At 65.8% G+C, this 11,848-nt stretch carries 9 protein-coding genes and 1 pseudogene; 3 read left to right on the top strand and 7 right to left on the bottom strand.

Translation table 11 applies throughout. The annotated features are described in order from the left end of the window. The first annotated feature begins 42 nt into the window (after positions 1-42). From LDO15_RS13150 to LDO15_RS13140, 3 genes and pseudogenes are all read left to right on the top strand, one after another. Positions 43-750, top strand: a complete 708-nt coding sequence (locus LDO15_RS13150) for a type 1 glutamine amidotransferase domain-containing protein (protein WP_223979362.1) — start codon at positions 43-45, stop codon at positions 748-750. Between the two features lie 191 nt (positions 751-941). After that, positions 942-1,322: pseudogene (locus LDO15_RS13145) on the top strand (SDR family oxidoreductase); the annotation flags it as partial. Between the two features lie 35 nt (positions 1,323-1,357). Continuing rightward, a complete protein-coding gene (locus LDO15_RS13140; protein WP_223979360.1) occupies positions 1,358-1,609 on the top strand; it encodes a 4-oxalocrotonate tautomerase family protein in 252 nt (83 codons plus the stop codon). Positions 1,610-1,974: 365 nt separating this feature from the next. Here the strand turns inward: LDO15_RS13140 and LDO15_RS13135 are convergent, their stop codons facing one another. The 7 genes from LDO15_RS13135 to LDO15_RS13105 form a co-directional block, all read right to left on the bottom strand. Further along, positions 1,975-2,427, bottom strand: a complete 453-nt coding sequence (locus LDO15_RS13135; RefSeq protein WP_223979358.1) for a hypothetical protein — start codon at positions 2,425-2,427, stop codon at positions 1,975-1,977. A gap of 98 nt (positions 2,428-2,525) precedes the next feature. Next, entirely contained in the window at positions 2,526-3,083 is a 558-nt protein-coding gene (locus LDO15_RS13130) for a hypothetical protein (protein WP_223979356.1), read from the bottom strand. Between the two features lie 130 nt (positions 3,084-3,213). After that, the gene (locus tag LDO15_RS13125) at positions 3,214-5,427 is read right to left on the bottom strand and encodes a transglycosylase domain-containing protein (RefSeq protein ID WP_223979354.1); all 2,214 of its coding nucleotides are present in this window, start codon (positions 5,425-5,427) and stop codon (positions 3,214-3,216) included. 13 nt (positions 5,428-5,440) lie between these two features. Beyond that, the gene (locus LDO15_RS13120; protein WP_223979352.1) at positions 5,441-5,947 is read right to left on the bottom strand and encodes an LURP-one-related family protein; all 507 of its coding nucleotides are present in this window, start codon (positions 5,945-5,947) and stop codon (positions 5,441-5,443) included. A gap of 76 nt (positions 5,948-6,023) precedes the next feature. Next, positions 6,024-9,017, bottom strand: coding sequence for an FAD-binding and (Fe-S)-binding domain-containing protein (locus tag LDO15_RS13115; protein ID WP_223979350.1), 2,994 nt, complete (start codon positions 9,015-9,017; stop codon positions 6,024-6,026). Between the two features lie 44 nt (positions 9,018-9,061). Continuing rightward, complete coding sequence (locus tag LDO15_RS13110; protein WP_223979348.1) at positions 9,062-10,201, bottom strand: Glu/Leu/Phe/Val dehydrogenase dimerization domain-containing protein; 1,140 nt, start codon at positions 10,199-10,201, stop codon at positions 9,062-9,064. Positions 10,202-10,295: 94 nt separating this feature from the next. After that, on the bottom strand, positions 10,296-11,825 hold the full coding sequence (locus tag LDO15_RS13105; protein WP_223979345.1) for an aldehyde dehydrogenase family protein: 1,530 nt from the start codon (positions 11,823-11,825) through the stop codon (positions 10,296-10,298). Positions 11,826-11,848 lie beyond the last annotated feature (23 nt).

Here is an 11,848-nt window from a genome sequence, read left to right as displayed (position 1 = left end):
CAGTTATCTCATCCACCGTGCATCTACTGATTGGAATATGAAATGAAAAAGGTCCTCTTGGTCCTCACCGGAGCCACCTTCTGGGAGTTGAAGGACGGCTCGAAGCATCCGACCGGATTCTGGGCGGAGGAGTTCGTGGTCCCCGACCGCATCTTCCGGGAGGCGGGCCTGGAGGTGACCATCGCCACGCCGGGCGCCGTCACCCCTGTTGCGGACGAGTTCAGCCTGGTGCCGGAGACGAACGACAACGACAACGAGAAAGTCGAGGAATTCCGCGCCTACCTCGCGGACTCCAAGGAGAACCTGGCTGCCGCCGTCGCGCTCGAGGAGGTCGATCCCGGCGAGTACGACGTCATCTTCGTCCCTGGCGGACACGGTCCCATGCAGGATCTGTCGACCAACACCGACATCAAGCGGATTTTCGAGGCAACGCTCGATGACCCGACTAAGGTTGTCGCCTCTCTGTGCCACGGTCCCGCTAGCTTCAGCACAGCCACCCGTGACGGGCAGTGGCTGTTCAAGGGCCGGCGCCTCACCGCGTTTCTCGATGAGGAAGAATCCCAGGTTGGCTTCGCCGACAAGGCACCGTGGCTTCTGGAATCCCGCCTCCGCGAGTATGGCGCGATCTTCGAATCCGGGCCCGCCTGGGGTTCGTTCGTCGTCGTCGACGGCAACCTCGTGACCGGACAGAATCCCGCATCGGCTGAGGCAGCAGCCAAGGCTGTTCTCGATCTGGCCGCCCGGGTCTGATCCTGCCCTCTCTCACCGGCGCCGGCAGCGCACCTGCAGCTGCCGGCGCCGCCAGCAACACCCTTTCCGAGGACACAACATGAGCAAAACCCGAGCATTGGTCATCATCACTAGGGCAACAACATGAGCGAGAAAACAGTCGTTATCACTGGTGCCTCACAGTAGCGGTCAATCTCACCGGATTTTTCCATGTCAGCCAAAGGGCTGTCGCTCTGATGGAACAAGCGGGATCCGGACACATCATCAACATCACCACCACCCTGGCCGACCAGCCGAGCACAGACGTGCCGGCGATGCTCGCCGCCCTGACAAAGGGCGGGCTGAATTCGGCGACGAAGTCCCTTGCCACCGAGTACGCAAGCCGCGGGATTCGGGTCAACTCCGTATCCCCAGGTGTCATCAAGACCCCGATGCACCTGGCTGAAACTCACGCGCAGCTTGCGGGGCTGCATCCTATGGGCCGTTTGGGGGATATCGACGAGATTGTCCATGCCGTCGTCTTTCTCGAAGAAGCCGAGTTCGTTACCGGTGAAATCCTCCACGTCGACGGCGGCCAGCACGCCGGACGATGACCACACACCTCCACTTAAGAACGGATTGATCAGTCATGCCTATTGTCACCATTGACATCACACGAGAAGGATCGACTTCGGCTGCGGCAACAGCCACCGCCGCCGAAAAGGCCGCCATCATCAAAGGCGTCAGCCACGTGTTGCTAGACGTCCTGAACAAGCCCCTCGCCTCAACGTATGTCGTGATCAATGAAGTGGACACGGATAACTGGGGGTGGGGCGGACTACCCGCACTCGAGTACCGGCAGGCTCTGCGCGACGAAGCGTCGAAGGACGGGCACTCGTAGCAAGGGCCCGAGCGGCCAGGCCCGAACGCCGCCGCAGGCTCACGCGATGGTCAGCTTATTCTGCGAGGTCCGGCCTGCGATTCTGGGGCGATGCCTCCGACGGGCTGGTCCCGGTCCAGGTTGGCGCTTGAAACATCTGGAACAGGGTTCTTCGGCAGTTGTTCGTGTTCGTGCCTCCCAGCTTCCGCCGGCCGGTACAGGCGGCACAATGCCGGACGTGTTCATCGGCCACGATCTCGTCCCGGACAATGTGGCCCTCCCGTGCGAGGGACGGATGAGTGCCGTGCCGCCCCACGACCTCCAGCAGACATCCCGGGAAGCGGCCGCATCATCATGGGCGCCCGCGGCGCCCTGACGGGCGGGGGCTAGGCGACGTTGGTGCTCGGGGTGCCGGGGCCGGCGTTGATGGCCGCCGCCACCAGGCGGTCAAAACTCGCGGTCCCGTTCTCGGGCGGGACCACGGTGAAGACCGCAACCCATTTCTCGGGGGCATTTTTCTCCAGTGTGGAAGCCCGGGCAACATGCAGGTGCAACCCGGCGACGCCGCTGACAGGGAGCGGAAGCTTCTCGCCGCTCTTGGCCATGCGCCGGAATTGCCTGACCGACAGTTGGTCGCCCGGGCTGTGCGTCACCTCGGCGAGGGTCTCGTTGATCCTCGTGGTCAGCCCCCGCATGAACCGTCTCCGGGCCGAGACCGAGCGCACCGTGAGAAGCGCCGCGAAGCAGAGCGTAAACAAGACCACGGCGCCGAAACTTCTCAGGCCGGACAGGAAGATCATCAGGAACAGGCACAGGATCAATCCCAAAATGCTGGACATGATGAACTTTGTCACGGGGTTTTCGCCTGGTTGCTTTGACCAACGGACAAGAGCGACGGTGTTCTTGCGGGGCTGATCGCGCCTTGAAATTTCCATGATTAGTACCCCTTCACTTCGATCAGCGCTTCGGCCAGGATGATTGCCTCGCGTGCTTCCTTGAGATCACCCAGCAGCCCCATATCGGGGATGGTTCCGGCGGCAACGGTGGAGCCGGCGAGGTCGGAAAAGATGCCGCTCAACTCTTCGCGGTCCTGTGACAGCATCCGGGACGACGTCAGCTTGATCCTGCTCAGCTCAAGCTCCAGCAGTGACTTGTCGATGGCCTCGCGACGGCGTTGGATGACCGCAAGCTTTTCCGTGACGCGCTCGACACGGCCGCGGAGCATTGATTCCATTTTTCCTGCCACGACGTGGAGTTCGCACAGCGCCGTATAGGACTGCGGCGACCCGGAGTGCGCGGCGAGCTGCTCACTGACGTAGTGGCGCCGTCGTTCCCATTTCCGGACGGCGGATTCATAAGGTTCCACGAGCAGCGAGACGGCTGCCAGGGCCTTGTCCAACGACCCGGCCCGGGTGGTCAGGCTGGTTGTGGCGGCGTCCAGCCTCGCCAGGAAGGCGTCGTAATTGTCGTAAGGGCGCGTGTTATCGGTAGTCACGAGCCACTCGCGCGCGGTGGCGCGATTCCCCTCGCCGGAAATTGCCCCCGTCTCTCATGGCAAGAGGATAGGGGCTCGGAGCCCGCTGGCATAGGGTGCGGGCGTGGATTCGGGCCGCATCGGGCCGGTTTCACCGGCACAGCGCACGGTCAGCACCGGGGTAGCAGGGCATCGGGGTCCTGCCGGGCGCCGATCCGGGCGTGCGCGTCATGGACTCGGGCGGCGTCGGGAAGGCTGCCGTGGGGTAGTACCCGGCGACCTCCATCATGTAGTTCGCCCATTGCGGGCCGGCAAGCATGTACCCGTCGATGGCTTTGTAGAACGTGCCGTTGACGGTGATGTTCTGGCCCGGCCGCTTCTGGCCTTCCAGGGCATCCCCGAAGAAGGATGCGGTCGCTATGCCGCTGGTGTATCCCACCACCCAGGTGGCGCCGTTGGTATTGGAGGTGCCGGTCTTGGCCGCGACCGGGAATCGGGTTTGGACCTTGGGCTTGATGTAGACGCCGGACCCGCGCTTCAGCACGTCCTGCAGCACGGAGTTGACGCCGCGGGCGACCTCGGGTTTGAACGCATCACGGCAGGCGCTGGACTCGGCAGGTAGGTTTCGTCCGGAGGCGTCGGTTACGGCCACAATCGCAATCGGTGCGCAGTACTTGCCGTCATTGGCGAACGTGGCAAACGCGTTGGCCAGATGGAGCGGCGCCACCCCGATGGCGCCCAGCAGATTGCCGAGCTGGTGCATGTTAATTTGGGCGTTGTCGACGCCGCTGTGGAGCCCCGCGGCGTCGACCATCTTCTGGATGCCGCAGAAGTCGAGTTGGGCGGCCTCGGCGAAGGTGGCGGTATTGATGGAGTTGTACAGCCCGTAGTCCACGCGCATGCGGCGGTAGTACCCGGCGTCGTTGTTCTGGAGGTCGTCCGCCGCGCCGAGGCTCTTTTGGCTGGTGCTGTAGGCCCCGAGCACCCTGCCGCAGCTTGACCTCCAGCGGAACCCGAGCGGATAGGAGCGCCGGGATGCGTCGACTATGGCGGCCAGGGACTTGCCTTCGTTGAGCCACTCCGCGAACGTGAACGGCTTCATGGTGGAACCGGGCTGGAACCCGCCGGCGCCGTTCAGGTCATTGCCGTTGGCATCCTTGGAATCGACATTGAAGTTCAGCTGAGTATCGAATTTCCCGGGCGCCGGGAGGAACACGGTGTTTTGCGCCATCGCCAGGATCTTGCCCGTGCCGGGGGCGATCGAGACCAGCGACGCGCCCCACTTGTCCGGGTTGGCCCCGGCCGTGGCATCGACCTGGGCCTGCGCGGCCAGCTGCAGCCGGCTGTCCAGCGTGGTGCTGATGGTCAGGCCGCCGCGAAACAGCTTCCTCTCGCGCTCGGCCATGTCGGCGCCGTAGGCCGGGTTGTTGAGGATGAGATGGGACACGTAATCGCAGAAGTACGGCGCCATTTCCGCTCCGGCGCAACCCTGACGCCCCGGGGTGATCTTCAGATCCACCGGGGCGGCGACGGCGGCATCGTGCTCGGTCCGGGAGATCGCGCCGTAGCTGAGCATTCGGTCGAGGACCTGGTTGCGCCGCTGGATGGCGTTTTCCGGATGGACGGCGGGATTGTAGAAACTGGGGCTGTTCACGAGGCCGGCGAGCAGCGCAGCCTGCGGCAGGGTGAGGTCCATGGCCGTGGTGCTGAAGAAGTAGCGGGACGCCGCTTCAATGCCGTACGCGTCCCGGGCGAAGAACACGATGTTGAGGTAGCCCTCGAGGATCTGGTCCTTCGTGTACTTCTTCTCCAGTTCAACGGCGAGCTTCATCTCGCGGATCTTGTCGGCCATGCTCTTCTGCCCGTTGAGGATAATCTGGTCGCCCCGGTCCGCCGAGACCAGGGATTCGTTGAGCACGTTGGTCACGTACTGCTGGGTCAGGGTGGAGGCCCCCTGCCGGCTGCCGCTGCGCAGGTTGGACACCAGCGCCCGGACAATCCCCTGGGGGTCGATCCCGCCGTGCTCGTAGAAGCGGCGGTCCTCGATCGCCACGATTGCGTCCTTGATGTAGTGCGACATCTGGTCGAGCCGGACCTTCACCCGGTTCTCCGCATAGAAGGTGGCGATTGGTTTCCCGTCGGCGCTGAGCACCCTGGTGGACTGCGACGGCGGATCAACGGTCAGTTCCGACGGAAGGCTGTTGAACAGGACAATCGATTCCTTGACGGCGACGCCGGCACCGGCCACGGTAGGGACCAGGAGACTGGCGGCCAGGACGCCGCAGACCGCGCTAGCGGTCAGGAAGCCGAAAAGCCGCCACAGGGTCGCGGCGAGTCGGGATCGGGTGCGTTTCCTGGGCGCCATGGTGCCTGAGCAGCTAGGTCAAGGAGTCGATGGCGACGGTGACCGCGAGCATGAGCGGAACGTCCTCGCCCGCCGCGATTTCGACGCCGTACGAGTCACGCACGCGGAACCACTTCTTCGAGATCGTGGCGACGGTGCGGCCGTCGCGCTCGATCTCGTACTCGTGATCGACGATGTTGCCGTGCGCCTTCATGTCGGCGCCGTCCTTCACATCGATGGTGAAGCGGTCCCGGAGCCCGATCAGCGCCTTGTGCACGGTCGCGGCGGTGTCGCCGCCGCGTTCGACGGCGACCTTGTCCCGGAGGGAGAGCTTGCGCTCCTGGATGCGCGCCACCTCGGTTCCCGAGGAGTCCTCCAGAACGAACGTGTCGCGGATGCGCAGAGCCTTGCCGTCGACCTTGTAGACGCGTCTGCCTTGGTCGTCTTCGATCCAGAAGTCATCCCCGATCGACAGCAGCTTTTCGCGCATCTGAAACCGCTCGCCTGCGGGCTCGTCACGCCGGTGGTGCAGTAGTCCCATGCCCTGACCATAGGGCCGCTTCGCCGGCGGGCGCCTCACCCGAACCGGATGGTCCGCGGGAGGCGCCGGGATCATTCTACGAATCCGCGGACTTTGGCTCCGAAGCAGCAGCAACGTCCTTAAGTGCCGGGACAATAAGTGCCGGGACAACCGGGAAGTCTGCCGGTATCCGTCGGAGACGGGGAGCTTCGTCACGCGGCCCCTTCGGCGGAGAGGAGCCCGCGGGGTTGTCCAACGCCTCCGCAATGATCTGGACGATGTGGCGGGAGCCGAGTCCGGCCAGATCGGCCACCTGGGTGCGGCAGGAGAACCCGTCGGCCAGGAGGACCCGGTCCGGGGCAGCCGCGATCTTGCCCAGAATTCCCTGTTCGGCAATGGCCACGGAGACGTCATAGTGGCCCTTTTCCATGCCGAAGTTGCCGGCCAGGCCGCAACATCCACTGGAGACGTCCACGTCGCACCCCATGGACTGCAGGAGCTCCAGGTCCTTCCCATAGCCCATAACGGCGTTCTGATGGCAGTGCGGCTGTGCGAGAATCCGTTCCCCGCTGGCAGGTGGCTGCCAGTTGATGGACGTGAGGAATTCCGAGACGGTCCGGGTCCGGGCTGAGACCTGCCGGGCGCGTTCGTCGCCGGGCAGCAGTTCGAGCAGGTCCGAGCGCAGCACCGCCGTGCAGGACGGTTCGAGTCCGATCACGGTCCGGCCGTCGGCTACATGCGGGTACAGGACGTCGAGGGTCTTCCTCAGGGCTGCCTTGGCCGCGGTCAGCTGTCCGGTTGAGATCAGGGTCAATCCGCAGCACGCACCGGGGCCGGCAATCTCGATGTCACATCCTGCGGCCTGCAGAACCTTGACCGCGGCGAGGGGGACCTCGGGGCTCAGCGCGTCCGAGAACGAATCCACCCAGAGCAGGACCCGGCGGGGAGGGGCGGCCGTGTCCCCTGCCGGGCCGGCGGCAGCCGCCGCGACCCTCCCGGGGTTCAACGCCGCGGAACGGGCCCCCAGGGAGCGGAACGGCTCTTTGGGGAATGTCGGCAGGGACCGGCGGGGATCGGCCCCGGCCAGCCGCAGCATGGTCCGGCGGAGGATCCCGATGGAGGCAACCTTGTTGACCAGGGGGCCGAGCGGTCCGATCAGTCCCAGCCAGGCCGGCAGCCGGCCCAGCGTGTAATGGCTGAGCGGACGCAGGCGCCCCTTGTAACTCTGGTGCAGTGCCTCTGACTTGTACATGGCCATGTCGATGCCGGTGGGGCAGTCGCTGGCGCACGCCTTGCAGCTCAGGCACAGGTCGAGGGCCTCATGGACCTCCGGGGACTTCCAGGACATCTCCACGATGCCGCCATTGAGCATTTCCTGGAGTACGCGGGCCCGGCCCCTTGTCGCGTCCTTTTCGTCCTTGGTGGCGAGGTACGAGGGGCACATGAACCCGCCGTCCTCGCGGAGATCGGCCCGGCATTTGCCCACACCCACGCAGCGGTGCAGGGCGTTGGTGATGTTGCCGCCGTCGTGGGCAAACGCGAAACCGTCCGAGGCCAGCAGGTTGCCGGCCTGCGGCCGGCGCAGGTGTGAATCGAAGGGCTCCGGATTGATGATCACACCCGGGTTGAAGATGTCCTGGAGGTCGAAGAGTGCCTTGAACCCGGCCATCGCGGCCAGGGCCCTGGACGAATACATGGTCTTCAGCAGTTCGCCGCGCGCCCGGCCATCGCCGTGTTCCCCCGAAAGCGAGCCGCCGTACTTGGCGACGAGGTCCGCCGCGGCCGTCAGGAAGCGCCGCATCACACCGGTGTCGCCGTCCAGCGGGAAGTCGATCCTGACGTGGACGCAGCCGTCACCAAAGTGGCCGTAGGCCAGCCCTGAAACGTTTTCGCGGGCCATGAGCAGTTCAAGGTCACGAAGATAATCGCCCAGATGTTCGGGCGGGACGGCCGAGTCCTCCCAGCCCGGCCATGCCTGGTTTCCGGCGGCGGTCCTGCCGGCCAGGCCGGCGCCGTCGGCGCGGATCTGCCACAACCGTTTGGCCTCCGGTCCGGCCGGAAGGACCAGCGAGTCGATGGCACCCGCGTCCTGGACCATCCGCTCGGCGGCCGCCACGGCCTCTTCCGACGTCGCTCCGCCCACTTCGACCATGAGCCAGCCGTTGCCGGCCGGCATGGCGGGGACGGCGTGCTCTCCTTTGGCGTTGCGGATCACGTTGACCAGCTGCGCGTCCAGGCCCTCCAGCGCCAGCGGACGGTGGGGGAGCAGGCCGGGAACCGCGTCGGCCGCGGCGGGCATGTCCGGGTAGCCCAATACGGCCAGGGCCGGGGCCGCCGCCAGCGGAACCAGCCGGATCTCGGCCTCCAGGATGATGCCGCAGGTACCTTCCGTTCCCGTCAGGGCGGCGGCGAGATTTGCGCCGTTCTCCGGCAGGAGATGCTCAAGGCTGTAGCCGGAGATCTGGCGGCCGAAGCGGCCGAATTCCAGCCGGAGGACGTCCAGGTTGGCGGTGATGAACTCATTGAGTCCCGGGACCCGGGCCGTGGCGTCTTTGCCAGAGCCCAGCTCCAGCACCTGTCCCGAACCGGTCAGCCAGCGCAGCCGGCGCACGTTATCCGCCGTCCGCCCATACGAGAGACCGTGGGGGCCGCACGCGTTGTTGCCGATCATGCCGCCGATGGTGCACCGCGTGGAAGTGGACGGATCGGGCCCGAACCGCAGCCCGTGGACGGCGGCGGCCCGCTGCAGGTCACTGAGCACAACGCCCGGCTGGACCACAGCGGTCCGGTTCCCGGCATCGATGCTGATGATCCGGTTCATGAACCGGCTGAAGTCCAGCACCAGCCCGGGCCCCACCGCATTGCCGGCGCACGATGTCCCGGCACCGCGGCCGGTGACGGCCAGCCTGTGCCGGCGCGCAATCCTGACTGCCTCGACGACGTCGTCCGCGTTCCTGGGCATGACCACCACCTGGGGTACCACCCGGTAGTTTGAGGCGTCGGTCGAATATTCCGCACGCCGACGGGTGCTGCTGTCAACGATGCCCGCAACGGCTGCGGTGAGTTCTTCGACGATCGTGTCAATGTTCATCCGTGGTGCTCTTCCTTGTCCCTGCGGCGTTGCGTGGTGGGATGTTAGTACTGCAGGGGCTTGCCGCGCAGCTCCATGGCCCGGCGGACCCGGTTCTGTGCCAGTGAGCGGGCGGCATGGTGGGTGGTGGAATCCAGCTTCTGCGCCTCTGCCAGGACGATGGCCGTGTTCTCGCGGAGCTTGTGGGAGACGGTGGTGAAGATCTGGTCCGTCTCGGGACGGAACGGCGAATACCGGGCCTCCATGGCGAAGGCGGCGCTGACGACGCCGCCGGCGTTGGCGACGAAGTCGGGCACGACTGTCACGGATGCCGCGCGCAGCGCCTGCTGTGCCGCGGCGTTGGTGGGAAGGTTTGCGCCCTCCACCACGAGCTTGGCCGAGATGCTGCCGGCGTTTCCCTCGTGGATGACATCCTGCAGGGCGGCAGGGATGGCGATTTCGGCGTCGACGAACAGCTCGGTGCCGGCCGGGACGGCCAGCTCCGGAAATTCTTTGACCAGGCTGTCGCCGAGCCGCGGCCGCATGGCCAGCAGCCGCGGGATGTCCAGCCCGGCGGGATCGTGAAGCGCGCCCTCAGCGGTGGAAATCGACACGACACTGTAGCCGAGCTCATGCAACCGGGCAGCAGTGGCATGCCCGACGGCGCCGAAACCCTGGATGGCCACGCGCTGGCCCTGGAGCCCGATGGTTGCTGCGGCCTCATCCGTCACTTCGGCAACGCCGTAGCCGGTGATGCCCAGCTGGTCGTAGGGCACGCCGCCGAGATCGTACGGAGTGCCCACCGCGGCACCGCGGTCGCCCAATTCGTCGATGATGATGGCCGCGTCGTTTTCCGTCAGCCCCATGTCCAGGCCGAAGACGTACTCGGACGGGACCTCGTTGCTCAGGGCCCGGACAAAGGAGCGGAGGATCGCTTCCTTGTGGAGGGAATTGGGATCGGCGCGGATGCCGGCTTTGGCGCCGCCGAAGAAGAGGTCGACGCCGGCCCACTTCCAGGTCATGACCCGGGCCAGGCGGGCAATCTCCTCGACGGTCACGCCGGACTGCATCCGTGTTCCGCCCTTGCCCATGCCGCGGGCGGTGTTGTCGATGACCAGCACGCCCTTCATTCCCGTTTTTGCGTCGCTGACCGTGACGATCTTTTCCGGTCCCCATTCATCCATCATGTCGAACAGACTGGTCATCGCTGGATACTCCTTGTGCGCTAAGTGATGTGGCTGAGGACTGCCGCGAAGGCGGTGCCGGCCGGACCGGCCGGCACCGCCTGCGCCGCGGTTTCTAGAGGAACTTCACGCCCTGGGCGAGAGGCAGCTGTCCCGAGTAGTTGACGGTATTGGTCGCCTGGCGCATGTAGACCTTCCACGAATCGGAACCGGACTCGCGGCCGCCGCCGGTTTCCTTCTCGCCGCCGAAGGCACCGCCGATTTCGGCCCCGGAGGTGCCGATGTTGACGTTGGCGATGCCGCAGTCCGACCCGCTGGCCGACATGAAGCGTTCGGCCTCGGCCTGGTCGTTGGTGAACACGGCCGAGGACAGGCCCTGGGGAACGTCGTTTTGGATGGCGATGGCGTCGTCGAAGTCCGTGTAGGTCATCACGTACAGCAGCGGCGCAAAGGTCTCGTCCTTGACGACGGCGGTCTGGGCCGGCATCCGGACGATCGCGGGCTCCACATAGTAGGCTCCCGGCTCGTCGTCGGCGTTCACGCGTCCGCCGCCGCAAAGGACGGTGCCGCCCTGTTCCTGTGCCGCCCTGATGGCGTCCTGCATGCCGTCGAAGCTGGACTTGTTGATCAGCGGCCCGATCAGGTTCTCCTCGTCCAGGGGCGTGCCGATGCGCAGCGTGGCGTAGGCCTTGACGAGCTTGTCCGTCAGTTCATCAACGACCGACTCGTGCACAATCAGGCGGCGCATGGACGTGCAGCGCTGGCCGGCGGTTCCGACGGCGGCGAAGACAATGCCGCGCAGGGCCAGGTCGAGATCGGCCGACGGCGCGACGATTGCCGCGTTGTTTCCGCCGAGTTCGAGCAGGGCGCGGCCGAAGCGGCGGGCCACGCGGGGGGCGATTTCCTGGCCCATCCGGACCGAGCCCGTGGCGGAGAGCAAGGCGACGCGCGGATCATCGACGATCACCTGACCGCCGGACCGGTCGGCCAGGACCAGCTTGTGCAGGTCTGCGGGGGCGCCAACGTCCGCGACGGCGCGGGCCAGCAGGGCATCGGCGGCCAGTGCGCTGAGCATGGTCATCCCCGATGGCTTCCACACGATGGTGTCGCCGCACACAAGGGCCAGCGCCGTATTCCAGGAGTAGACGGCGACCGGGAAGTTGAAGGCGGAGATGACCCCCACGACGCCCAGGGGGTGCCAGGTTTCCATGAGGCGGTGTCCGGGGCGCTCCGAGGGCATGGTCTTGCCGTAGAGCTGGCGGGACAGGCCGACGGCGAAGTCGCAGATGTCGATCATTTCCTGGACTTCGCCGAGGGCCTCGGACTGGATCTTGCCGGCCTCGGCCGTCACGATCCGCGCCAGGTCCTCCTTGTGTTCGGTCAGCAGCTCGCCCCAGCGCTTGACCAGGTTGCCGCGGAGCGGCGCGGGCACATCACGCCACGTCTTGAACGCCTCGTGCGCCTGGCCGATCATTGCGTCGATGTCCGCCGGCGTGTTGACCGGCAGGGTCATCAGGACTTCGCCGGTGAGCGGTGAGGACGCCTCGTGGGTGCCTCCGAGGGTGTCAACAGTGACGCCGCAGGCTTCCAGTGCATCGCGGACGATCGCTGCGAGTTCGGACGTTTGGGTCAGAGTTTCAGTCATCGTGATCTCCTGTGGTTGTTTGG

Origin of the sequence: Arthrobacter sp. NicSoilB8 (assembly GCF_019977355.1) — a bacterium.
Taxonomy (GTDB): domain Bacteria; phylum Actinomycetota; class Actinomycetes; order Actinomycetales; family Micrococcaceae; genus Arthrobacter.
Note: the sequence above shows the minus strand (reverse complement) of the source record. Positions and strands in the feature narration are given on the sequence as shown.

Coding starts and splice junctions, on each gene's coding strand:
- LDO15_RS13150 (WP_223979362.1), top strand. CDS start 43: ATGAAAAAGGTCCTCTTGGTCCTCACCGGAGCCACCTTCTGGGAGTTG.
- LDO15_RS13140 (WP_223979360.1), top strand. CDS start 1,358: ATGCCTATTGTCACCATTGACATCACACGAGAAGGATCGACTTCGGCT.
- LDO15_RS13135 (WP_223979358.1), bottom strand. CDS start 2,427: ATGTCCAGCATTTTGGGATTGATCCTGTGCCTGTTCCTGATGATCTTC.
- LDO15_RS13125 (WP_223979354.1), bottom strand. CDS start 5,427: ATGGCGCCCAGGAAACGCACCCGATCCCGACTCGCCGCGACCCTGTGG.
- LDO15_RS13120 (WP_223979352.1), bottom strand. CDS start 5,947: ATGGGACTACTGCACCACCGGCGTGACGAGCCCGCAGGCGAGCGGTTT.
- LDO15_RS13115 (WP_223979350.1), bottom strand. CDS start 9,017: ATGAACATTGACACGATCGTCGAAGAACTCACCGCAGCCGTTGCGGGC.
- LDO15_RS13110 (WP_223979348.1), bottom strand. CDS start 10,201: ATGACCAGTCTGTTCGACATGATGGATGAATGGGGACCGGAAAAGATC.
- LDO15_RS13105 (WP_223979345.1), bottom strand. CDS start 11,825: ATGACTGAAACTCTGACCCAAACGTCCGAACTCGCAGCGATCGTCCGC.